The 24,745-nt window shown below is 64.9% G+C and carries 10 protein-coding genes and 2 pseudogenes; 1 reads left to right on the top strand and 11 read right to left on the bottom strand.

Going from position 1 to position 24,745, the window contains the following annotated elements; all coding sequences use genetic code 11:
• Positions 1-90: 90 nt before the first annotated feature.
• The 8 genes and pseudogenes from HWY45_RS12230 to HWY45_RS36810 all read right to left on the bottom strand — a co-directional run bounded on the left by HWY45_RS12230 (position 91) and on the right by HWY45_RS36810 (position 15,321).
• Entirely contained in the window at positions 91-336 is a 246-nt protein-coding gene (locus HWY45_RS12230) for a hypothetical protein (RefSeq protein ID WP_150998921.1), read from the bottom strand.
• Positions 311-9,589 (bottom strand): two-partner secretion domain-containing protein, encoded by a 9,279-nt coding sequence (locus HWY45_RS12225; RefSeq protein WP_150998916.1) that lies wholly within the window; start codon positions 9,587-9,589, stop codon positions 311-313. Before HWY45_RS12225 ends, HWY45_RS12230 begins: the two co-directional genes overlap by 26 nt.
• A 400-nt stretch (positions 9,590-9,989) precedes the next feature.
• A pseudogene (locus tag HWY45_RS12220) lies at positions 9,990-10,250 on the bottom strand (Imm75 family immunity protein); the annotation flags it as partial.
• Between the two features lie 14 nt (positions 10,251-10,264).
• Positions 10,265-11,614, bottom strand: a pseudogene (locus HWY45_RS12215) (hypothetical protein); the annotation flags it as partial.
• 189 nt (positions 11,615-11,803) lie between these two features.
• Positions 11,804-12,892, bottom strand: coding sequence for a sigma-54 interaction domain-containing protein (locus HWY45_RS12210; protein ID WP_059881518.1), 1,089 nt, complete (start codon positions 12,890-12,892; stop codon positions 11,804-11,806).
• Between the two features lie 267 nt (positions 12,893-13,159).
• Complete coding sequence (locus tag HWY45_RS12205) at positions 13,160-13,612, bottom strand: hypothetical protein (protein ID WP_059881516.1); 453 nt, start codon at positions 13,610-13,612, stop codon at positions 13,160-13,162.
• Positions 13,602-14,261 carry a hypothetical protein gene (locus tag HWY45_RS12200; protein ID WP_059557777.1) on the bottom strand — a complete coding sequence of 220 codons (660 nt, stop codon included), beginning with the start codon at positions 14,259-14,261 and terminating at the stop codon, positions 13,602-13,604. The genes HWY45_RS12205 and HWY45_RS12200 overlap by 11 nt, the downstream gene beginning before the upstream one ends.
• A gap of 187 nt (positions 14,262-14,448) precedes the next feature.
• Positions 14,449-15,321, bottom strand: coding sequence for a hypothetical protein (locus tag HWY45_RS36810; RefSeq protein ID WP_230946940.1), 873 nt, complete (start codon positions 15,319-15,321; stop codon positions 14,449-14,451).
• 116 nt (positions 15,322-15,437) lie between these two features.
• Between HWY45_RS36810 and HWY45_RS12190 the strand changes: the two genes are divergently transcribed.
• Positions 15,438-15,689: a hypothetical protein gene (locus tag HWY45_RS12190; RefSeq protein ID WP_124516313.1), complete on the top strand. Its 252-nt coding sequence runs from the start codon at positions 15,438-15,440 to the stop codon at positions 15,687-15,689.
• Positions 15,690-15,724: 35 nt separating this feature from the next.
• Here the strand turns inward: HWY45_RS12190 and HWY45_RS12185 are convergent, their stop codons facing one another.
• The 3 genes from HWY45_RS12185 to uvrA all read right to left on the bottom strand — a co-directional run bounded on the left by HWY45_RS12185 (position 15,725) and on the right by uvrA (position 24,668).
• Complete coding sequence (locus tag HWY45_RS12185; protein ID WP_059881512.1) at positions 15,725-15,964, bottom strand: hypothetical protein; 240 nt, start codon at positions 15,962-15,964, stop codon at positions 15,725-15,727.
• Positions 15,965-16,263: 299 nt separating this feature from the next.
• Positions 16,264-18,270 carry an RNA polymerase sigma factor RpoD gene (rpoD, locus tag HWY45_RS12180; RefSeq protein WP_059881510.1) on the bottom strand — a complete coding sequence of 669 codons (2,007 nt, stop codon included), beginning with the start codon at positions 18,268-18,270 and terminating at the stop codon, positions 16,264-16,266.
• A 494-nt stretch (positions 18,271-18,764) separates the two neighbouring features.
• On the bottom strand, positions 18,765-24,668 hold the full coding sequence (uvrA, locus tag HWY45_RS12175; protein ID WP_059881508.1) for an excinuclease ABC subunit UvrA: 5,904 nt from the start codon (positions 24,666-24,668) through the stop codon (positions 18,765-18,767).
• Between the last annotated feature and the right edge of the window lie 77 nt (positions 24,669-24,745).

Below are 24,745 nucleotides of genomic sequence, written 5' to 3'. Positions count from 1 at the left end.
TGCAATCTTCATCCCGGTCCGTCCAGATTGATATACACAACAACACCGTGCAAATGCCGATTGAATCGGATTTCACAATGGCATCACGAATCATTTTTTTCGCACAAAAGCCACCGTTGCGAAAACGCAAAAAACAAGCCCTAACAGAATACCATTCACTAAAACGAATCTCGTATCGTTGCTCTCCCACAAGAAACCGCCACCGTAAAAATAGGCCACAAAAATCATTACAAATACCTTGATGGAGGCAAAGCACAGAAACGACAGCAAGAAAGCAGCTAAATATAAGGCAATCAATCTAAGCATTTCTTCATTTCCCAATCCGAGATTTGGCATCGTTTATCGCTTTCGTTCCTGCCTCAGCGCCGGCAGCACCCCCTATACCGGCACCAATTGCAGGAACATTGTTCGGATTGAATAGATTTTGTCCTGATGATCCCGCCCAAACACCAGTCCCGGACCACCCAAAACTACCCATCCCGGACTTCGACAACGCGGAAATTAAATTTTGCATGGCGAGTCCCGTACCATAACCGATAGCCGCCGCACCCGCGTTCACCGCTGCACCGGTTGCAATGCTATCGTGTTTTCCAGAGATTGCGTTATTAGTGACAATATCAAGAGCACCTGTCACTGCGTTTATTACGACATTCCCAAAGAATTTGGTGTAAGTGCCAGATCCACCAGCCAATGCCGCATACCCAACATCGACTGGATTCACTGTGCCATTCTGGATGTATTGCGATGTCGCATTTACACTGCCAGTTAGGACGCCAATCCCAATAGGCGACGCCCACGCGCTGGACCCCAAAGCTCCGGTCGAACCAAAAATTGGCGCGCCAGGGATAGCGGCTAACCCGGCAGCAATCTCTGGTGCCAGTCCGGCAGTTACCAACCCGCCGGCAATGACGAGACCGGCCTTTGGATTAGCCACCGCGCCAGGCAACGCTCTCTGCTCCGGCGTCAGCGAACCATCCTTGTTCCCAGACAAGAACGGACTGTTGTACTCTGCCGACGTCGCATGGAACAGCCCGTCACCATTCTGACTGATATAGGCCACCGCGGTTGCGTCCCCTCCCGGCCCCTTGCTTGCCGCCGCATCCACCAAACGATAGCCGTTTGCCAGCAGCATATTCTGCGCCTGATCCGCGGTGAGTGATTTACCGGTTTTTTCTTCGTAGAACTTCGCGAAGTCCTTCGCCTTATCCTTCGCCCACTGCCGCTCATCAGGATGCAGTTGCCGGTTGAACCGATCGACGTTGTACCCTGAGAACGCCCCCGCTTCACCGCCGACTGCGGCACCGGCCCCCGTCGCAAGCACATTCGCCGCGATGTTGCCCAGTGCCTGATTCATATTGGCGTTACCGGTCGGATCGCTGCCTGCAATTGCGCTGCTCAGCTCGTTCAGCTTGCCCGACGCGATCGACGCAATCGCGGCACCGGCTGCGCCACCGACCGCGTTGCCGCCCGCCAGTCCAGTCACCAGCGCCGCGCCTGCACCTTGCATCAGTGCGCGGTTCGCTCCGCCTTCCTTCCACGCGTCGACACCGGCCTGGTCACCATTCTTCTGGGCTTGCCGTTTCATCTCGTCAGCATAGTCCCCAATCCGGCGCGACACCGCTTCGCCGGCCGCGCTGGCCGCAGCCATCATGTCCGCTTGATTGCTCAACAGATTCTGCATGTCGGGTAGTTTGGCGACCGTACCGTTCGTATTCGTCGTGTCACGGTTCGAGCTCGCCACATCCTGCTTCTGGTTTGCCGAGTCCGTAATCGTAACCGTCCCCGCACTCACGCCGCTCTTCGTCGTCGCGCTATCACTGCCGCTGTCGTTCTGGCCAAGCATAGGCGCTGCACCGCCCGCATTCTTGCCCGACGTACTGCCGTGCGTGCTGTAGTTCATCCCGCCATCGCCGGTCGTCGCGCCCGCACTGAAGCCGCTCGAGCTCGCATCGTAGTGCGACTGGTTCTGGACATCCGAGAAGGACAGCGAACCTGTTGTCAGCGTATTCTTTGACGCATCCGCGCCGCTCGCGATCAGCCCGCCCTTCAGGTCGGTATTGCCGGTGACGTTGATATTGAAACCGCCACCACCCGCGTGAATCCCGGCTTGCTCATTGACGCCCGCATAGCTGCCCGACGCGTTGCCCTTGCTCTGGCTGAAGCTCGCACTGGCGCCGCCCTGACTGACGCTGAAGCCGCCGCCCGAACTCGACTGATGTGCCGCGCTCGTCAGCGTATCCTGCACGCTGACGATGTTCAGGTTCCCGCCCACATCGGCGTTCACCTGATTGCCCTTCACGTTCGAGCCGATGATGTTCGTATCGCTGCCCGAGATGATCGTCACATTGTTTACTGCGTTTACATGGCTATTGTTCTGCGTGGCCAGATCGCTGTTGCCGTCGCCGTTGGCCTTCGACATCGCCGCGGAAACACCGAACCCGCCCGTGCCGACGGACACCCCCACGCTCGCGCTCTTCGACTCGTTCGTGCTGCGCGTCGTATCCGTATCGGTCGTATTGACGATATTGACCTGATTCTTCGCTGCCAGGATCACGCCGTTTGCGTTCACGTTCGAACCAACGATCGCCACATTGCCGCTACCCGGTTGCCCGTTCCCCGTTGCTGCAAACGCGACCGTTCCGCCCGCATTCACATTCGAGCCGCGATTCGTCACGCTGTCTTCGGAGAATGCGCTCTTGCTGTGACTGCTGCCGACGCTGACTTCGACCTTGAACTGAGGCGTTTCGCCCGCCCCCAGCGCCCGGACCACATCGCCCGCAGCCATATTCGCATCCCATGCCGCGCTCGCCGCGGCCATCCCGTGCAGCGCCGCTGCACGGCCATCCTGGCTATTGCTGGACGCACGCGATTGACCAACGGCATTCGATACCGCGTCGATCACCGGTGCCTTCAATGCCAGCGTCAGGCCGCTCTTGGAGACTTCCTGCGTTTCACCGCGGTGGGTCCTGTCCTGCGCCGCGTCAATCGTCACGTTCGCGCCTGTCCCGCTGAGATTCTTCGCTGCGATCAGGTCGCTGCCCGTCACGTGCAGATCGTTTCCAGCCGTGATGCTGAGGTTACCCTTCAGCGAACCGATCGTGCTGGCGTTGTTCGACACCTCGGTCGTCTGACTGGTCGTCTTCAGCGAACTGCTGCCCACCGACACCGACAGTCCCCCGCCCGACATCAGCCCGGATTCCTTCTTGTTGTAGTAGCTCGACGACTGCAAGGTGTCCTGCGACGTCGTAACCGTCACGTTACGCGCTGCCGTGAGCGTCACGTCGTTCGTTGCGACGATGGTGCCGCCCTGAACATTGACGTCCTTTCCGCTGACAATGTTCACGCCGTCCGCCGACACGAGACTGCCGCGATTGAGCGTCATCGTCTGGTCGATCCCGCTCGCGACCTTCACGCCGCTTACGACATTGCTGTGGCTATGCGTTTCGTGCGAGTTCAACTCGTGCGTCTCTGTTGCCGAGCCGACATTCACATCACCGACCGCCAGCAGGTTCGCATTGCCCTGGTCTAGGCTGATCGCGCTGCCGGACAACGTAATGTCATTGCCCGACACGATATTCACCGTATCGCCGCCCTTTAGCGCCGTCCCGGTCAACGCCTGATCGGACGTGTGCAGCGTCTCCGCGTAGCTGCCGTGACTGTCGCTGCCCGAACTGTTGCTATTCACCGTCGACGTCGCACTCGCCGCGCCGAGCGTCACGTTGCCCTTGGCGGCGATCGTGCCGCCTTGGCCGAGGTCGATCTGCGCGCCCTTCGCCGTCAGGTCTCCGCCGACGCCGATGCTCGATTGCCCGCCGACCGTCACCGAGCTGCGGGTGACCTTGTTGATGTCGGTGTTGGACACGCCGTTGGCCCGCTGCACGATCTTGTGCTCGCCGGTCTGGGCCGCACCGAGATCCCAGTTACCACCGACGTTCATCCCGAGATTGCCGCCGACCGACAAGTTGCCCGCGTTCTGCTGGAAGTTGCCGCCGGTGACGATCGATGCATTGCCCGCGACATCCAGCTTCGCAGTCGGCCCGAGCGTCGTCACCACGCTCGTCGCACCGTCGCGGCTCACGCGCGTGTTCGTCTTCGTCGCCGTATCGAGAATCAGGTCCTTGCCGGCGTCGAGCTGCAAACTGCCGGCCTTCACGTTCGCCGACGTCAGGTCGATGTTGTTCTCGGTCTTCAGCGACATCAGCCCGCCGCTTTGCAGCGCGCCGAACGCGTTGTCGATCTGCTTGCCCTGGATGGCCAGCGTATTGTCCGCCTTGATCGTCCCGCTGCTCGTGAACGACTGTGCGTTCTGGAAATCGATATTCGTGGCGTTGATCAGCGGGCCGTTGACATTCTGCTGGTTCGCCTGCGCGAGATACACGACCGGCACGAGCACCGACTGGCCGTCCACCACGCGCGTCTCCATCATGATCACGTTGCCGGTCAGCTTCGACACCTGCTCGGCCGACAGGCTCGCGCCCATCGGCAGATCGAGCGACTTCGACAGATCCGCGCCCGCCGTCATCAACGACTGATACATCGTTTGCAGATCCGCGTACGGCCCCAGCATCGCTTTGCCGGTCAGCGCCGTCACCTGATTGCGCACAAGCTGCTGCTCATAGAAGCCGTCGCCGAGACGCTTCGGAATATGCGTAAGATCGACGCCGAGCTGCCCGAAGAAGTAGTCGCTCGAAATGAAGTTCTTCTGGTTCGTGAACGCCGGGTTCGTCTCGATCACGTAGTTCGCATTCGGCGCGGTAGTCGGCCGGTACAGCCCGCTCTGCGGAATCGTGAGGTTGTTCAGCACGTTCAGCGCCGTCGCACTGGCGATGATCGGATCGACCGGCGCCGGCGGACCTCCGTGCACTGCTGACGCCCCCGATTTCGCACCGCTCGCGTTACCGCTCAGGTTGGTCGGTGTGAGCCCCGGCACCGACTGCCCCGGCAACAAGCCGAGCGACGGAATCGACGCGTTGGCCGCCGTGTTGCTGACGCTGACGCCCGTCCCCCAGATCGTGCCGTTGGAACTCAAGGTCGAAAAATAGCCGGGCAGCGTGTAATCCTTGATGGACGCCGGCGCCGCCTGCGTGTAGCCGCCCGGGCGCCCGGTCACGAACGGCGCATTGCCGAACGGCAACTGCCAGTCGTGCTCGGAATTGTCGTAGTTGTTGTAGTGATACTGCCCCGAGTAGGAAACCGTCACGCCCGGCAGTTTCTGCCCGGACGCCGCCCAGCCGTCGGCGTCGTAACGGGCCGGCATCTTGATGTCGCCGACCGCCGCAATGTTGCTCCAATAGTTTTGCAGCGTGCCGACCGACGACGCATCGATTCTGCCGCCCGACACGATCTGGGCAGCCGGACTGATGTCGGTCACGGTCGTCGCCGTTGCGCTGTCCGCGTAGTAGGTCGTGAACTGATACGTGCTGTTCCACTGGCCGCCATGAGGCGGCTCGGTGTAGACGCCGCCGATGCTGTCCGGATCCTTCACGCCGACCTGGCCCGTGCGGCCGCTGATCGGAATGCCGAACTGCCCGAGTAGCGATGGATCGATCGAACTGGTCGAGGTCTTCATCACGCGGCGCGTGCTCGTCACTTTGTCCGTATGCAATTCCATATCGCCTTCGGATTGGATCAGGGCCGACGAATTGTTGATGAGCGCCGCGTTCCTGTAGTTTCCGCTCGCATCCTTTCCGCCAGCCAGCACGACCTTGCCCATGCCGAAGATAGCGGTCGTCGCCATCGAATCGGTCGCGGTCGTATCGTCGCGGTTTTCGATGTCGTGCGCGAGGATCTCCAGCGTGCCGTTGCTGTCGGATGCACCGATCAGCGCGGTCGGCCCGAGGTTCGAGATCGTATTCGTCGCGTTGAGCGAAGCGCTGGCGCCCACGAGTGCGCCCGTGTTCGTCAGATTGATCGATTGTGTGTGCAGCAGGCCACCGGCAGTCAGGGCGCCCACGTTGACGATGTTGCCCGCGTCGACGCTCAGGTTGTTGACCGATTCCAGGTTCGCGTTGTTCGTGAAGGTGCCGGGCAGCGTGAAGGCAAGATCGTGACCGACGTTGAACTGGGTGTCGGCGGCCGCCGTGTAGTCACCCTGCAGATTAACGTTCGCGTCGTGCGTCGCGCTGTATGTGCCGCCGCCCTGCAGCGTAGCCGCCGCGACCGACAGGTCGTGCGTCGAGCTGATCTGGCCGTTCGTATTCGTGATCGCGCCGGTCGTCGTGACGTCCACGTCGCCGTTCAAATTCGTGACGTTGCCAATGGTGCCGCCGCTGTTGTCCAAGGTGTTGCCTTGAACATGCAGCGATGCGCCGCTGAGCTGACCGCCTTGCGTGTTGCTGATCGACGCTGCGCTGACCGTCACATCGCCGTTGCCGGTAATCGCACCCATTCCCGCTACGCCGCCGGCGTGGCTGTTGGCGATCTGGCTACCGCCTTGCACCGTCATCTTGCCGGCACCGAGGTCGACAATGGCGCCGTCCGCGTTGTCGATCGAAGCCGATTGAATGGCGAGCGTGCTGGTGTCGCCCGCAACCGATTGCCCCGCCTGGAAGTGCCCGCCTCGGTTCGACAGAGCGCCGCCGTTCTGCAACGACAGCGACGCGTCCGATCGCAGCAGGCCCTGCGCGTTGTTCACGTCGCCCGCAATGGTCGCATTGATGCCGCGCTGTGCCGCGAGAATACCGCTCGCGTTGTTCCAGCTGCTCGCATCGACGACCGCTTGTCCCTTCGTCACGATGGTGCCCGACGCGTTGTTCAGCGCGCTGGCTCCATTGCCCGGCGCGATCGTCAGCGTGCCGGTGCCGGCATGCGTAATGGTGCCGCCCGCGTTGTTCAGCTCGGCCGGCTCAAGCGTCAGGTCCGTGGCGTTGGTCTGGATCACGCCGGCGGCCGAGTTGTCGAGCGTGCTGCTAACGTTCATCCCCATCGCTGACGATCCATACTGCGTGATCGTACCGCCGTGGTTCACGAGGTTCGCGGCCGTCAGCGCAAGCTGATTGGCCTCGAGCTTGCCGCCGCTGTTGTCGAGTGTCGAATCGGCGGTGACCGACAGGTTCGGCGCGACGATCGAACCGCCCTGGTTCGTCATCGAGCCCGTGTGGATCGTCGCGTTCGTGCTGGCACCGATCTGGCCGCCGTCGTTCGTCAGTGTGCCGCTGGCGACACTCACGTCCGTGTTCGACAACAGCTTGCCGTTTGCGTTGTTCAGCGTGCCGCCGACGGTTGCCGCCAGTCCATTCTGTGCGTTGATCGAGCCCGATGTGTTGTTCAGCGCGCCGGTTTGCGCGACGACGCGCCCGTTGCTGGCGATCGAACCGCTCACGTTCGACACCGACCCCGTACCTCCGCCGAGCGTCAGCGTGCCGTTGCCCGCATGCGTGATCGTGCCGCCATCGTTGACGAGCGCGGCAGGCGCGAGCGTCAGGTCGGTACTGTTGGTCTGCAGCGTGCCGCCATTCGAGTTGTCGAGCGTGCCCGACACGTTCACGCTCATCGCGCCGGCACCGGTCTGCGTGATCGTGCCACCGTGGTTCACGAGATCGGTCGCGTTCAACGACACCTGGCCGGCCTGTACGGTGCCCGCGCTGTTGTCGAGCGCCGTGCCAGTCAACGCGGCCGTCTGACCGACGATCGAACCGCCGTTGTTGATCAGGCGCGCGCCCGCATTGACAGCCACCTTTTGCGCAGCCTGCAGCGTGCCGCCGCCGTTGTCGACCGACTGGCCCGCGACACGTAAATTCGTGTTGGATGTGATCGTGCCACGGTTGACAACGTTTGCGCCCTGGACCGACACATCGCCGTTGCCGCCGATAACGCCGCCTTGCGCACCGTTCGCGGTCGTACCCGCTGCATTGGTCAATTGGCCGCTCGTCGTCACCAACAGGCCGTCGCTATTGAGTGACGTGATCCGACCCGCCGTGTTGTCCAGCGACGCACCGGCCACCGTCATGCCGGCCGCGCTTTGAAGGGTGCCCTGGTTGTTCGCGATGGTGCCGCCACGCACGTCCGCCGTGCTCTCGGAGACCAGTTCGCCGGACTGGTTGGCGATCTGGCCGGCGACATTCACCGACAACGCGCCTTGCGACGATACCTTGCCGCCCTGGTTCGACAGGTTGCCACCGGTCAGCGTCGTGCCGCCACCGCTCGACAAGCTGCCGTGATCGTTGATCACGGTGCCCGATGCATTCGCCTGAATGGACCCTTGCGCACTCGTCGTCGCGTTCGACAGGTTCACGTCGCCGGTCGTCGCGTTCAGTGACAGATTGCCGTTCGCTGCCGTCTGGCTGCCAGCGAGATTCATGCTACCGCCCGTCAGCGATGCGTCGCCGCCCGCGACGTTCTGGCCGGTCGCGCTCAGCTGGCCCGACGCCGTCAGGTTCAAGTCGCCACTGTGCGTGACGGAACCGTCGTTGTTCACGCCCGCGCCGAGCGTGCCGGTCGAATTGACGCTGCCGGCATTCACGGTCGTATTCTGCCGTGCCGCGAGCGTGCCGCTGTTCGTGAGGTCGGCTGCTGTATTCGCCGACAGCGATTGCTGCGCGTACGTGGTGCCGCTATTCTGGATGCCACCCGAGGCCGACAGCGCCAGATTTCCGCTTGCCGTTGTCTTGCCCGTGAGGACGAGCCGACCGTTCGACTGCAACGTCAGATCACCCGCCTGAGCCGCGATCGTGCCGGCGTTGGCCACCCCCACACCGAACTCGTTCGATGCGAGGAAGATCCTTGAGCTATACATGCCGCCCAACTGGCTCACGTCGATCGCGACCGCCGGAGCGGAGCCGTCGCCGGCGATCGGCGTCGCGGCAAGCGTGTCGTGATTGACCTGGGCCGCGCCGGCGATCACGTTCAGGTTCTTCGCATAGATGGCGGCATTGGCCTGTACCGCGCGAGCGATGAGGTCCACCTGATCGGTACCGGTTGCGTTCAAGCCTGCGCCCGAGACGGTCACGAGCCCGCGGTTGACGTTGTACCCGACGAGAGAGCCGTCGGCGCTGTAGAACGGCACGCCGGTCGTCAAGGTCGCGCGACTGGTATTCAGGAAGGTTCCACCGTCCACGAAGATCCCGGACGGATTCGCCAGGACGAGATCCGCGCGAGCGCCTGCGATCTCCAAAGCGCCGCGAATTTGAGAGGGGTTCGGACTGTTGACCTGGTTGACGATGATCCGCGCGGCCTGCCCGGCGCCGTAATTCGGATTGCCGTTGATCCAGCCCGCCTGCTGGGTCTGAACCATCGTGGCCGAGTTGTTCAGGATCGCGCCAGCGCGCTGTACGTCGAACTGGTTGTAGGTGTTGACCGATACGCCCGCACTCGACGGACGCGCCACGTTGACTTGCGGCAGGCCGTTCGGCGTCTGGATCACCTGCGTGCTGGTGCCAGGCGTCGGAACGATCTGCGCACCGGACAGGGTGGGTAGCATGCCGAGCGCGGCGACGCCCGCCATCACAACGCGAACGCCGGACGTCGACGACCGCCGCCGCACACATGCTTCGCCCGTCGCCGATTTACCCTCAGCTGTCGCGGTCTCTGCGACGGCCACCACCATACCCCGAAGCCTGGAATACACTAGGCGATGCGTACTCTTGTTCATTCTTGTCGACGCGGCCCGCGTCCATTCGTTGGTTATCGAACGCGAGCTTACCGAAACCCTAACAAACGACTGTCAGCAATTGCCAAGTCGTTGATGAAAAACCACAATTCCCATTTTTCAGACGCATCTGATTGACGCGACGCCCAGACCTTTTTTGCCGATCTCCGCAGCCTCGCTGACTGCCGACGCGTGCGGTTCATCATCCAAGCGTGGTAAGGACCATGTTGATTTGCGCATCGATTTCATCGGCGAGGTTGACCCATTCGGCGGTCGCCCGCCGAGCGCTCGGCACCGTCTGTATCGAATGCAGGCGCGCGGACACCTCGCGGCATCCGGTCAGCTCGACGCGGATCATACCGCCAATCGCCGCAGCTTCACGCTTCACGTTGCCGGCCAGCTGTCTCTCACGACGCAGCCGATCCACCCAGTCGGCAAGGTCATCGGTCCAGTCGCGCAAGCGATACAGGCGTCGCCCGAACGACGGCGTTCCCGTGAAATCGGGATTGAAATGAACCAAGCGCGCCTCTTCCCCAACCGAGGTCGTTACCATGAGTCGGTCAGCTTTATCGTCGATCGCTTCGAGTCGAACGCTGTCGACGAAGGTGGTCACGCCCGGCAACAACTCACGCTTGAGCGCGACCAGTGCCCGCACGTCACGCATGAAACTGGCTGCCCCATTGCCTCGAGCGGCGTGACGTTGTCGAGTCCTGTGTGTGGCGTGCCGTTGTAACTCGCGATCGCGTATTCGATCAACTCTTCCAGTTCGTCGAAGGACACGAACAGACGCAGATTGCCCTTGCGGTCCGACAACGCGCGACGCAGATCGCGAGGATGGCTACCGGTGTAGCCCGGCAAGCGCGAGGACAACCGAGTGGCGATCGTGCCAAAGAACCGCTCGATGTAAGGGCGCTCATCCGGACTGTGCTTCGGTCCGGCCGCGACCCGACAGCCAACGAACTCGCATAAGGCAGCCAGCGACTCGGTAGCGAGATTCGCCTTCGCGTTGTCGAGCTTGATGTGCTCCCACGTCACGTAGGCGAGCTCTGGCATGCGTTGTGACGGGTAGCCATCCATGGGACAGTAGTCGAGTTCGCGAATCGTGAAGGACCGGGCTCGATGCGGCTCAAGCGCCGCTTCGATTGCTTTGATGACGTCGTAGCGACTGTGTTCGCGAGCCAGAACGAGGTGATGCCCGAGCACGGCGCGTGTGCAAACGTCAATGATCACCAGCAACCAGACCCGTTCGATTTCGAACTCATGCGCAAAACCGAGCGGATCGAGCATCGTGACCTTGAGACGGATATCGAGCCGGTGTCCGTCGAATTCAACGACCTGATATGGACGTGTTGCGGCGGGCGCAGCAAAATCATCGCTGCGCGGCAGTCCTTTCAGATGCGTCGCGCCCGCGGCACGCGCAGCGGTGCCGAATCCGCTCAGCAGTTCGCTTTTGACACGGGCCGAAAGCGACCGAATCGCGTGGCTCGCCGTATTGAACGGATAGTCGGCAGCCACGAGACCGCGCTGACGACATTGCTGCAGAAAGCCCGCATGCAGTCCTTGAAGACCGCGCAAGCGGGTGCGCAATTCGCCGTCGGCACGGATCTCGATCAACGCGACCCGGTGCTGCTTGATTTGCAACTGCAGCCACGCCGCGAGCACCGAGAAACGCTCGAACAGTTGCGATAACGCGCCGACGGCGCCACGGCTTCCGCGTTCGCCGCGCAGTTTCACCGGACTCAAGCGAACGTAATCAGCAACGCGCGCGTGCAAGATCAGCGTGCGAAAGCCATAGAGGCGACCGTCGGGATGCTCTGTGAGTGCGCGCTCGAGCAGGCGATAAAGTTGCCGTCGGTTTACGCCCGTGCCCTGCTCGATCTCCTTGATCGTGGCGCCGCACGCATACTGCTCGATCGCTGTCGTACGCGCCCGGATCGATTCCCGTTCGGCAGCATCGAACTCGGTCCACGCGACGGTCGGCCAGGTCGAAAGATCCAGGGTTTGAAATTCCGGCTTGCGACGTGCCATCATGTCGCCTCGGTTGCGACGAAGCGCGTCAGCAACGACAGCGGCTCGGTACGCAGGTCAACCGCATCCACGTGCCCTGCATGTGACAGAATCAATTTGCTCTACGGCTGGCGCGCGCCAGCCTGCCGTGAGGGGGCAGGCGATGCGCCGGCAGACGATGCTCCCGCAGGCGCATGCGGGCGAGCCGGGTCAGTCGTCCAGCGCCGATTCCGGGCGCGGTTCGTTGAGCAGCCCGTAACGCGCGAGCAGCGTGCGCATCGTATTGCGCGTGACGCCGAGCAGCGCGGCCGTGCGCACCTGGCTGAAGCGGCAATGCTCGAACGCCTCGCCCACGACCAGCTCCTCGATGTCGCGCAGCAGGCTTTCGCCGGGCCCGCGAAACAGGCGGCGCACGCCCGCGCGGATGTCGTCCTGCGGCAGCGTCGTCGCGGCGGCGTCGGCACGCGCGTAGCCGGCGAGCGCCTCCGAGAACTTCAGGTGCTCCGGGCGGATCAGGTTGCCGTTCGACACGAGCAGCGCGAGATGCATGACGTTTTCCAGCTCGCGGATGTTGCCGGGCCACGGATACGCCTGCAGCGCCTGCACCGTGCCCTCGGACAGCATCGGCTGCGGCCGCTTCAGCTGCGCGCAATAGCGCCCGCGGAAATGCTCGGCGAGCGGCAGGATGTCCTGCGGCCGCTCGCGCAGCGGCGGCAGGCGCACGCGGGCGAGATTGATCCGGTAGAACAGGTCCATGCGGAAATTGCCGGCCAGCACGGCCTGCTCGAGATCGACGTTGGTCGCGGCCACGACGCGCACGTCGACCGGCCGCGCACGCGTCGCGCCCACGCGCGTCACCTCGCCCTCCTGCAGCACGCGCAACAGTTTCGCCTGCAGCGTCGGCGCGAGATCGCCGATCTCGTCGAGAAAGATCGTGCCGCCGTGCGCTTCCTCGAAGTAGCCGACGCGGCGCCCGTTCGCGCCCGTGAACGCGCCGGCCTCATGGCCGAACAGTTCGCTCTCCGCGAGCTGCTGGCTGATCGCGCCGCAGTTGACGGCGATGAACGCGCCCTGGCGGCCGCTGACGTGATGGATGTGCCGGGCGACCAGCTCCTTGCCGGTGCCCGTCTCGCCGAGAATCAGCGCGGGCGCCGCGCTGGGCCCGATCTGCTCGACGAAGCGCAGCACGGCGCGCGACGCGGGGTCCGCGAACACGAGCGCCTTCGCGCGCACCGAAAGTGGGCGATGCTCGCTTTCCGGCAGCGAAATGAGCGGGGGGGAATCTGTGCGGTTGTCCATGATTCGAGCACCGGCGGACCGGTTATCGATTCAGGCGTCCGCACGAGTGTTTGATCTTAGTCAACCTGGGCCGCGCGCAAAATACCGATTGCTGTGATGCTTCGCTGCGTCGGGTTGATAACGAATCCCGGGTTTGTCGCGACGAAATCGGCCGGAAAGTTCGCATCCCGCGCCGGGCGACGAACGACGGGAATGAGCCAGCCGATGAACGGCGCCTGCGTGCGGCGAATGTATGACTCGGGGGCTCGTCGGCAATCGTTGCCGCGCTTACCGTCGGAGGACGCGGTAGATCGCGGCTGCCGTGATCCCGAATCCCAGATGGGCAACGAGCGTGATCACGCCGCGAACCGGAATGAACCACGGGAAGATCGCAGTGAATGCGTGCAGGTTGAGGCCATACAGGACGAGTCCAAACGCGCCCCCGGCGACAAGCGCCGACCGGAGCGACATGCTGCGCACCACTTTCGCCAGCACAGCCGTATAGGCGATCGACAGTGAGAAATGCACGACTGTCGCCACGCCCATCACCAGCGGATCGAAGCCGGCGGGTGGCGCGAGCACGCGTCGTCCCATCACGATGGCTGCCGTGAGGTGCGCGTCGCGAATCAGGTTCCGAATGACGTCGTCGCCGGCAAGCCACCATAGCGGCAACTCCACGGCGGTCGACACGACCGCCGCGCCGAACGCGGCCCAGAAAATCGGGACCGCGTTATGACGCACGTTCGCAATCCGTCCAATACGCAAACGGATCACGATGATCGGGGTAGTGATCGTCAAGCCACTTCAGCAATGTCGCCCGCGCGCGCTCCAGATCGGCTTTCAACGACGAGCTCGTCATTTCATGCACTTCGCCGGATTTTTCCCGATCGATCACGACGCAGTGCCAGTCGGGGCCGTCCAGCTCCGGATCATCGGCCGCGACTCCCCAGGCAAACCCCTTGCGTGCGTCGATATAGTATCGAGGATGCACTTTCAGATAGGACATCTCGCCGCCCTGCAAGCTGCTCTCCGCTCGCAGTATGTCGTGCCTGTCGACGATCTGCGTGACGCCCGGGAGCTGGCGGAATCGCCATCCGGCGGGCAGCCTTGCCACGGCCTGAACGCTGTCGTATGTGCCCCACTCCAGGCCCCAGGCTTCGGCCATGCGCTTCATGAACGCGTCCGCATTCGGGTAGCCGCGCAGCTGGATTCTGGTCGACAGCGCGACTTCGACCCTGCCGCGAACGGCGGGATCGACGCCGGCGCCGCCATCCGGCGCGTCGAACGGATTGCCGGGACGTGACGCGCGATTCGCGTCCGCAGGCGCAACGCCCGAGAACAGTTGATCAAGCGCCGCGCGGGCTTTTGCCGATTTGTCTGGCCGATCCATCACTCACCTCTCGTTCATATTGGGAATCTCGCTTCGAAACACTAACATGCATTCTTGTCCGATCTTCCTGATAGCGGGCGAGCCGAGCGCGCGCGGGGCGCTTCAAGCAGAGGTGGCGTCGGGCGTCCCGAGCCGGGGGTGCCCGGGGGCGGTGGATGCTGCGCCGGGCAGCCACGCTGCAAACGCGTCAGGCGCGCCGGTCAAGCGAACCGAACTGGGGTGATGTCGTCGTGACTACCGGCGCAGCCGTTGAGCTGCGCGTGATCGGCAGCGGATTGTGCGGAGCTGTCGAGGTCGAAGCCGACGGCTGTTCCGAAATCGAATCGCCGTCATGGATCGAATCGCCGTCGTGGATCGAATCGCCATCATGGCGGCTGGTCGGCGTGTAGGCCGTGAGCTCGTATGCCTCCATCGGAAAGTTTTCCCTGAATTTGCCGAAGAGCTTTTCCGCAGCAGTCTCAGGCGTCAGCGCGTTCGCCTCGGGGTTGCCGGGGTTCTGTGCCTGAATCACGTGGAGTGCGCCCTGAGCCGTGCGGGGCGTCATCGGAAATTGCGCGGAATGATGCGCTGTATCGACGATCCCGGCAGTGCGCAACGGCGGGATGCGTGCCGGCTCGTTCGTATCGGAAAGAAAAAACGACGCCGTTCCGAGCGGTTTGTAATTCACGTCTTCAACAGGGTGCCGATTGGAAAAGACGGCGACGGGCTCAGGAAGCGCATCACCACCCATGTGCTGCGCCATTCCGGGGTTCACGACGAATACCCCATGATGGCAAGGGTTCCCGGAACCGTCGCCGATCCCCCCGCTATTGCGATAACCGCCCGCGATCAATCCTTCCTGGTTGATAGAGGAGCGATTGTGCGGCATGGTCGTATGCAAATAGGTCCTGGGAAGGTTCAGTTGCGCAGGCTGCTGGAATGGCACGAGCGGTGCGAGCGCCTGAGACGGTTTGGACGGTTCGCGATGCGGGTTGGATGCTGGTGTTTTTTCCGGTTGGCCGCCCCCTTTGAACAACAAGCTCAGTCCGCTGGGCCCACCACTGGTCACGCGTGAATCCATTGCATCTCCTCTACAGTTGGTACGTGGACCGACATCGTGTATCGGATCCTGTACTTGGCGAATGCAAATCACGAATGCATGGCGCAGCGCGCGAAGCCGGCAGGACGAGCACACACTTGCACGAGCCGCGCCAACGGTTGCTGATTGGTCGAACGCAACACATCGCTGGCGTATCGGGGAGAAGATACGATCTGGATCAGGCGATTGCCGCATGGACGGCAGCTTACGATCAGGCCGGCAGCTTGCTCATCGATATCAACATGAACCATGCTCAGCTCACGCCAGGAATGTCGGAACAGGAAGTAAAGACCGCGCTGGCTGCAGGTCAGACCACCGATCTGATTACCTACTTCAACCAGGCAGCATGAATCGTTGCGGTGGATGGCCCCGGATAACCGGCCATTCACCGCAACTTTGCAACGCAGCCGATCATACCGACGCCGCGAAACAGGTCGTGCCACGAGAATCCGGGGAAAACGACCGGCCGGTACGACTGTCCGTTCTTCTTCGCGAGCGCGAGATCGGGCCGCAGCACCGCGATTTTCCAATTGTCGACATCCTGGGGCGTCACGTAGCGGCCGCCCCACCCACGGCTGCTCGACCGCGTGCGCGGCGTGCCCCCGCCGGTCGGTACGCCGCCCATGAATTCCGACGCGCGCTGCGGCCGAGGTCGCGATCGAGCATTGGCATGCGTCGGCATGCATTGATGGACATGGAACGAGATTGGCAATGAAACGCAAGCGGTTCATTGCGAAGTATGGCGATCTGGTTGGGGATACCTGTCGCTCAGCCAGGCTGGAAGCGTGGCCGGCTCCGGCGTGTCCGGAGCAGCTAGCAGGGTGCTAGCTCAAGAAATACGATATTGGCATGCGGTCCCGGCAACCGCGTTGCGTTGCGATCCCGGGACAGCCCAGACGGCGGCCCAAGGGCCGCCGCCATGTCTCAACGCTCGAGGAAAGGCCTCAGCTTGTCCGCACGGCTCGGATGCATCAGCTTGCGCATCGCCTTGCTCTCGATCTGGCGAATCCGCTCGCGCGTGACGTCGAACTGCTTGCCGACCTCTTCAAGCGTGTGATCCGAGGTCGTATCGAGCCCGAAGCGCATCCGCAGCACCTTGGCCTCGCGCGGCGACAGCCCGTCGAGCGCCTCGTCGATCGCCGCGCGCATGTTCGCGTGAATCGCGGCCTCGGCCGGCGAACTCGCGGACGCGTCCTCGATCATGTCGCCGAGCGTCGCGTCGGCATCGTCGCCCACCGGGGTTTCGAGCGACACCGGCTGCTTCGCGATCTTGAGGATGCTGCGCACCTTCTCTTCCGACATCTCCATGCGCTTCGCAAGCACGGCCGGATGCGCTTCCTGCCCGGTCTGCTGCAGGATTTCGCGCGAAATCCGGTTCAGCTTGTTGATCGTCTCGATCATGTGCACCGGCACGCGGATGGTGCGCGCCTGATCGGCCAGCGCACGCGTGACCGCCTGCCGGACCCACCAGGTGGCGTACGTCGAGAACTTCCAGCCGCGCCGGTATTCGAACTTGTCCACCGCCTTCATCAGGCCGATGTTGCCTTCCTGGATCAGATCCAGGAACTGCATGCCGCGGTTCACGTATTTCTTCGCGATCGAAATGACCAGGCGAAGGTTCGCCTCGATCATCGCGCGCTTGGCCTGCCGCATCTTCAGCTCCGCGGCACTCATCTGGCGGTTGATCTGCTTGAGCTGCTGGAGCGGCAGCGCGACCTTGGCCTCGATGTCGATGAGCTTCTGCTGCCCGGCCTGGATCGCCGGCAGATGCCGCTCGAGCGCCGCGCCGAACTGCTTCGACGTCGCCGCCGTGCGGCTCGTCCATTCGAGATCGGTCTCGCAGCCCGGGAACGACTCGACGAACGCGTCGCGCGGCATGCCGCAACGGTCGACCGCGATCTCCAGGATGCTGCGTTCGATCGCGCGAACTTCCGTCACCTGGTCGTGCACTGTGGCGCACAGGCGGTCGATCGTCTTGGCGGTAAAGCGGATCGGCGCGAGTTCGCGCTGGATCTCCACGCGCACTTTCGCGGCCGCCTCGGCACGGGCCTGCCCGGTCACGGGCACATCCGGCAACTGCTCGAACAGCGCACGCACACGCGCGAAAATCGCCAGGCTGTCGTTCGTCAGTGCCTCGAGGCGGGCTGCGCTCGCCTTCTCCGATTCCCCGCTGTCGGCCGCTTCATCGTCATCGCCGTCCGAGTCGTCGTCGGAGGCGTCTGCCGCCTCCACCTCGTCGGCTTCGAGCGCCGCGCCGCTTTCGTCGGCGGCGCCGCTTTCGTCCGTGTCGTCGCTGATGCCATCGACCAGCTCGTCGATACGCAGTTCGCCGGCGTCGATGCGTTCCGCATCGGCCAGAATCGTCGACACGACCGACGGACACGCGGCGATCGCCTGAATCATGTCCTGCAGGCCGTCTTCGATACGCTTTGCGATCTCGATTTCGCCGGCGCGGGTCAGCAGTTCGCTGGCCCCCATTTCACGCATGTACATCCGGACCGGGTCCGTCGTGCGGCCGAATTCGGAATCGACGGTCGACAGCGCGGCTTCCGCTTCCTCGTCCGCCTGATCGTCGGACGCCACGGCCGGCGCGGCGTCGTTCAACAGCAGCGTCTCCGCGTCGGGCGCCTGCTCGTACACGGCCACGCCCATGTCGCCGAACGTGCTGACGATCGTCTCCATCGCAGCCGTCTGCGTGAAGTTGTCCGGCAGGTGGTCGTTGATGTCTGCGTGGGTGAGATAGCCGCGCTCGCGGCCAAGCGCGATCAGCGCGCGCATCTGGCGCTGGCGCTCCTCGTCCTGGCGCGCGTTCGACGCGGTGTCCTGCGGCGCGGCGACGCCCTGGGTCTTGCCCTTCGCGGCGCGGCGGCCGGCCTTCGACGCGGCTGCGGTCACGCGGGAAGCTGAATCATCGCGAACTGGATTTGCCAATACACTCTCCTCGACAGGTTGGCCGACGATCGTTGCTGACCTGACGGCGGTCAAGTCTGACGGGGTGCGAACGAAATCGTGGGATGGCGCACGGACAGTCGAAGCCGGAGTGCATCTCACGGATTCCGGTGCGCGCAGAATGGGGAACCCTAAATTTTACCCGACATGCTTGTGCAACGCAACACTTTGCATGGCGTCTGCTTGCACGGCAGGGGCCCCCGGCCGAGGAACGTCGCGGTCGGCGAGGGTGATGGCGCTGCCCGGTCAGGCGAGACGAACGTCCGACGATCGGCCCGCCGAGACGGTTGTTGCGAGCGCCTTCGGCATCGAAGCTCGGCGCGAACACATGTTCGAATCCGCGATCCGTCCCTTCTCCGCTGCATTGCAAGCCGCACTCGATCCGGCCGACGGCGGTACCGCACGCCGCTCATCACGTCGCCGGCAGGCCGCGGGCGCCGGCCGGCGCCCGGCCCCTACCTCAAAAGCCCACCCGTTCAGCCGACGCCCGCCTCTGCGCCGCGCACCGCCTCGCCCCGTTCCGGCCCGCTGCGCGCCAGCACCGGCGCGAGCGCGCGCCCCGTATGGCTCGCGCTTACCTGCACGAGCCCTTCCGGATGCGCCGCCGCCACGATCGTGCCGCCGCCCACGCCGCCCTCCGGCCCGAGGTCGATGATCCAGTCCGCTTCCGCGATCACGTCGAGGTCGTGCTCGATCACGACGACACTGTGCCCCGCATCCACGAGCCGGTGCAGCACGCGGATCAGCCGCGCGACGTCCGCCATGTGCAGGCCCACCGTCGGCTCGTCGAGCACGTACAGCGTATGCGGCGCCTTCTGGCCGCGCCGCGTGACGTCGTCGCGCACCTTGCTGAGCTCGGTGACGAGCTTGATGCGCTGCGCCTCGCCGCCGGACAACGTCGGCGACGGCTGGCCGAGCGTCAGGTAGCCGAGGCCGACGTCCTTCATCAGCTGCAGCGGATGCGCGATGTTCGAGATCGGCGCGAAAAACTCGACCGCCTCGTCGATCTCCATCGTCAGCACGTCGCCGATGTTCCGGCCGCGCCACGTCACCGCGAGCGTCTCCGGGTTGAAGCGCTGCCCGTGGCACACGTCGCACGGCACCTTCACGTCGGGCAGGAAGCTCATGCCGATCGTGCGCACGCCTTGCCCTTCGCAGGCAGGGCAGCGCCCGTCGCCGGTATTGAACGAGAAACGCGACGCCGTGTAGCCGCGCGCGCGGGCCTCGAGCGTATCCGCGAACAGCTTGCGGATGGTGTCCCACACGCCGATATAGGTCGCCGGGCAGGAGCGCGGCGTCTTGCCGATCGGGGTCTGGTCGACTTCGAGCACGCGGTCGATATGCTCCCAGCCGCTGATCGATTCGCAGCCCTGCCACGCATGCGTGACGTTGAGCGACGGCCGGGGCGCGCTGCGCGCCAGCACGCTCGCGCGGCGCTTCGCGGCCGGCGCGTCCTGCTCCGCGGCCTTGCGCGCGCGGCGCGTCGCCGGCGACGACAGCACCGAGCGGCCCACCGCGTCGAGCAGGTTCGTCATCAGCACGTCGCGCGCGAGCGTCGACTTGCCCGAGCCGCTCACGCCCGTCACCGCGACGAGCCGCGCGAGCGGAATGCCGACCGTCACGTCGCGCAGGTTGTGCAGCCTGCCGCCGTGCACCGTCAGCCAGTTCTCCGGCGCCGCCGCACCGCTCTTTGCGCCCGGCAGGCTCACACCGCGGCGCGGCTGCAGCGGATGCACGATCGGCTGCGCGAGGAAGCGCCCCGTCAGCGAATCGGGCTGCGCGGACAGCTCCGCCACGCCGCCCTGCGCGACCAGCGTGCCGCCGCGCTTGCCGGCGCCCGGGCCGACGTCGATGATGTGATCGGCGCGGCGAATCGTATCTTCGTCATGCTCGACGACGACGAGCGTATTGCCCTTGTCGCCAAGCTTGCGCAGCGCGTCCAGCAGGATCTGGTTGTCGCGCGGGTGCAGGCCGATCGTCGGCTCGTCGAGCACGTAGCAGACGCCCTGCAGGTTGCTGCCCAGCTGCGCCGCGAGCCGGATGCGCTGCGCCTCGCCGCCCGACAGGCTCGGCGCCGCGCGGTCGAGGCTCAGGTAGCCGAGCCCGACTTCCTCGAGGAACGCGAGACGGCTGCCGATCTCGCTGACGATGTCGCGCGCGATCTGCGCGTCCCGCCCCGACAGCTGCAGGCCGTCGATCCAGCGGCGCGAATCCGACACGGTCCACTGCGCGACGTCGACGATCGGATGGCCGTCGAAGGTCACCGCGCGCGCGGACGGGTTCAGCCGCGTGCCGCCGCAATCCGCGCACGGCTCGTCGCCGACGCCTTCCGGCTCCTGCTCGTCGGAAGGCAAGGTCTGCTCGCGGCCGCGGCCGTCTTCGGCGAGCACCGTGTCGTCGTAGGCCGCGCGCTGCTCGCGCGTGAGCGAGAGGCCCGTGCCCACGCAGGTCGTGCACCAGCCGTGCTTGCTGTTGTACGAGAACATCCGCGGGTCGAGCTCCGGATAGCTCGTGCCGCACACCGGGCATGCGCGCTTGACCGACAGCACCTTGACCTCGCCGATCCCCGTGGTCGGGTGATCGTTGCTCATCGCATGGTGCAGGCCGTCGAGCGGCGCGAGCAGGTGCATCACGCCCTTGCCGAGCTCGAGCGTCTCGTCGAGGCGCTGCCGCAGCTCGGCCTCGTTGTCCGGCGACACGACGAGATCGGCCACCGGCAGCTCGATCGTATGCTCGCGGAAGCGGTCGAGCTTCGGCCACGGGTCGACCGGCACGAATTCGCCGTCGACGCGCAGATGCGTGTTGCCGCGCGCCTTCGCCCACTTCGCGAGATCCGTGTACACGCCCTTGCGGTTGACGACGAGCGGCGCGAGCAGCCCGACGTGCTCGCCGCGGTGATCGCGCAGCAGCTGCGCGGCGATCGATTCGACGGTTTGCGACGTCACCGGCGTGCCGTCGTGGATGCAATGCTGCAGGCCGAGCTTCACGTACAGCAGCCGCAGGAAATGCCACACCTCGGATGTCGTCGCGACCGTGCTCTTGCGGCCGCCGCGCGACAGGCGCTGCTCGATCGCGACGGTCGGCGGAATGCCGTACACCGCGTCGACTTCGGGGCGCCCCGCCGGCTGCACGATCGAGCGCGCATACGCGTTCAGCGATTCGAGGTAGCGGCGCTGGCCCTCGTGGAACAGGATGTCGAACGCGAGCGTCGACTTGCCGGAACCGGACACGCCCGTCACGACGTTGAACTTGCCGTGCGGAATGTCGACGTCCAGCGCCTTCAGGTTGTGCTCGCGCGCGTTGACGATGCGCACGACGTCCTCACCTTCGACCGCCCGCCGCGCACGCGCCGCGTTCAGCGCGGCCTGCAACGGCACGCCCTCGTCTACCGGTTCGGCTTCGGCGCCCATCGCGCGGTCGTAATGCACCAGCGCCACACCCGTATGCGATCCGGCGCATGCCTTCACGTCGTCGGGCGTGCCCGCGCACAGCACGAGCCCGCCGCCGTCGCCGCCTTCCGGGCCGAGGTCGATCAGCCAGTCGGCCGCGCGGATCACGTCGAGGTTGTGCTCGATCACGATCAGCGAATGGCCGCTGGCGAGCAGCTTGCCGAACGCCTGCATCAGCTTCGCGATGTCGTCGAAGTGCAGCCCCGTGGTCGGTTCGTCGAACATGAACAGGCGCGCCTGCGCGACGCGCTGCTCCTCCGTGACGACCCGCCGCCCGCTGCCGGCCTTCGCCGATTCGGCGAGAAAACCCGCCAGCTTCAGGCGCTGCGCCTCGCCGCCCGACAGCGTCGGCACCGGCTGGCCGAGTTTCACGTATTCGAGCCCGACGTCGACGATCGGCTGCAGCACGCGCAGCACCTCGGCGTCGGCGGCGAAGAACGCCGCGGCTTCGCTGACGGTCAGGTCGAGCACCTCGGCGATGCTGAGCGCGCGGCCGTCGCGCACGATCCGCACTTCGAGCACCTCGGCGCGGTAGCGCTGGCCGTCGCAGTCCGGGCAGCGCAGGTAGACGTCGCTCAGGAACTGCATCTCGATGTGCTCGAAGCCCGAGCCGCCGCAGGTCGGGCAACGGCCGTCGCCCGAGTTGAAGCTGAACGTGCCCGCGCCGTAGCCGCGCTGCAGCGCGAGCGGCGCCTTCGCGAACAGCTTGCGGATCTCGTCGAACGCGCCGACATAGCTCGCCGGGTTCGAGCGCGTGGTCTTGCCGATCGGCGACTGGTCGACGAACACGACGTCGCCCACCTGCTCCGCGCCCGTCAGGCGGCGGTAGGCGCCCGGCGATTCGGTCGCCTTGCCGAAGTGCCGCGCCATCGCCGGATAGAGCACGTCCTGCAGCAGCGTCGACTTGCCCGACCCCGATACGCCGGTCACGCACACGAGGCGCTGCAACGGAATCTCGACCGTCACGTCGCGCAGGTTGTGCTCGCTCGCGCCCTCGAGCACGATGCGCGGCGTGTGCGCGTCCACCGTGCGGCGCGACCAGTGCGACGCGTGCGCGACGTGCTTGCGGCCGCCGAGATACTCGCCCGTCAGCGTGCGGGCCGAGCGGATATCGCCGGGCGTGCCGTCGTAGACGATCGTGCCGCCGCGCTCGCCCGGGCCGGGCCCCATGTCGATCAGCCGGTCGGCCGCGAGCATCACCGACGGGTCGTGCTCGACCACCACCAGCGTATTGCCCGCGTCGCGCAGGCGCTGCATCGCCTCGACGATCCGGTTCAGGTCGCGCGGATGCAGGCCGATGCTCGGCTCGTCGAGCACGAACAGCGTCTTCGTGAGCGACGTGCCGAGCGCCGTCGTCAGGTTGATCCGCTGCACCTCGCCGCCCGACAGCGTGCGGCTTTGCCGGTCGAGCGTCAGGTAGCCGAGCCCGACGTCGCACAGATACTTCAGCCGCGTGCGCACCTCGGCGAGCAGCAGCTTCAGCGCGTCGTCGAGCAGCGCGCTCGGCAGGCTGATGTCGTCGAAGAAGCGGCGGATGCGTTCGATCGGCAGCAGCATCAGGTCGTGCACCGTGAGGCCCGGCAGCGCTTCGAGCTGCGCGCGGGTCCAGTCGACGCCGCGCGGCAGGAAGCGGCCGGCCGGCGCGAGCGCCGCGTCGGCGTTCGCCTTCGAGCCGAGCCGCCACAGCAGCGACTCCGTCTTCAGGCGCGCGCCGCCGCACACGTCGCACGGCGTGTAGCTGCGGTATTTCGACAGCAGCACGCGGATATGCATCTTGTATGCTTTCGATTCGAGGTAGCCGAAGAAGCGCTTCACGCCGTACCACTGGCTCTGCCACTTGCCATTCCAGTCCGGCGAGCCGTTGATCACCCAGTCCCGCTCGTCGGACGTCAGCTCGCTCCACGGCGTATCGCGCCGGATGTTCGCCTTCGCCGCATAGCGCATCAGGTCGTCCTGGCACTCCTTCCACGCGGGTGTCTGCATCGGCTTGATCGCGCCGCCGCGCAGCGTCTTGCGCGAGTCGGGGATCACGAGGCCGAGATCGACGCCGATCACGCGGCCGAAGCCGCGGCAGGTTTCGCATGCGCCGTATGCCGAATTGAACGAGAACAGTGCGGCCTGCGGATCGGCGTAGCGGAGATCGCTGTCGGGATTGTGGAGCCCGGTGGAGAAGCGCCACACCTCGGATTCCGGCGCCGCGGCGGTGGCGTTTTCCGGCACCTGCGCGAGCACGTAGACGTTCACGCGCCCGCCACCGCGCTTCAGCGACGCCTCGATCGCCTCGATCACGCGCACCTTGTCGGCCTGATGCAGGCGGAAGCGGTCGGCCACCACGTCGAGCACCTTGCGCGGCCCGGTGGGCGACGCGACTTCGCGCTGTGCCTGCACTTTCGTATAGCCGCTCGCCGACAGCCATTGCTCGACTTCCTCGTCGGTCACGGTTTCCGGCAGCTCGACCGGAAACGTCACCACGAGCCGCGGATCGCGATCGGCCGTGCGCGCGGCGAGGTCCGCGTAGATCGTCTCCGGCGTGTCGTGCCGCACCGGCTGCGCGTTCTTGCGGTCGAACAGTTCCGCTGCGCGGGCGTACAGGAGCTTCAAATGGTCGTTGAGCTCGGTCATCGTGCCGACGGTCGAGCGCGAACTGCGGACCGGATTGGTCTGGTCGATCGCGATCGCGGGCGGCACGCCGTCGACGCGGTCCACCTGCGGCCGGTCCATCCGGTCGAGAAACTGCCGCGCATACGCGCTGAACGTCTCGACGTAGCGCCGCTGGCCTTCCGCGTACAGGGTGTCGAACACGAGACTCGATTTGCCGGAGCCCGACGGGCCGGTGACGACCGTCATTTCGCCGGTGCGCAGGTCGAGGTCGAGGTTCTTGAGGTTGTGCTGACGCGCGCCGCGAATGCGGATCTGATTGCTGGATGACAATTTGTCTGCTCGTCGGGGTGGGTTGGCCAGGGGCGCGGCGCCGCGATGCGGAAACGGGTGCGGGCCGGTTTCGGACG

Origin of the sequence: Burkholderia stagnalis, from assembly GCF_902830275.1 — a bacterium.
GTDB lineage: Bacteria > Pseudomonadota > Gammaproteobacteria > Burkholderiales > Burkholderiaceae > Burkholderia > Burkholderia stagnalis.
The sequence above is the reverse complement of the archived record's forward strand: the minus strand, read 5'-3'. Positions and strand labels throughout refer to the sequence as shown.

Excerpts from the sequence above, each read along its gene's own strand:
- HWY45_RS12230 (WP_150998921.1), bottom strand. The coding sequence starts at position 336 with ATGCCAAATCTCGGATTGGGAAATGAAGAAATGCTTAGATTGATTGCC.
- HWY45_RS12210 (WP_059881518.1), bottom strand. The coding sequence starts at position 12,892 with ATGGACAACCGCACAGATTCCCCCCCGCTCATTTCGCTGCCGGAAAGC.
- HWY45_RS12185 (WP_059881512.1), bottom strand. The coding sequence starts at position 15,964 with ATGGGCGGCGTACCGACCGGCGGGGGCACGCCGCGCACGCGGTCGAGC.
- HWY45_RS12225 (WP_150998916.1), bottom strand. The coding sequence starts at position 9,589 with ATGAACAAGAGTACGCATCGCCTAGTGTATTCCAGGCTTCGGGGTATG.
- HWY45_RS36810 (WP_230946940.1), bottom strand. The coding sequence starts at position 15,321 with ATGGATTCACGCGTGACCAGTGGTGGGCCCAGCGGACTGAGCTTGTTG.
- HWY45_RS12200 (WP_059557777.1), bottom strand. The coding sequence starts at position 14,261 with ATGGATCGGCCAGACAAATCGGCAAAAGCCCGCGCGGCGCTTGATCAA.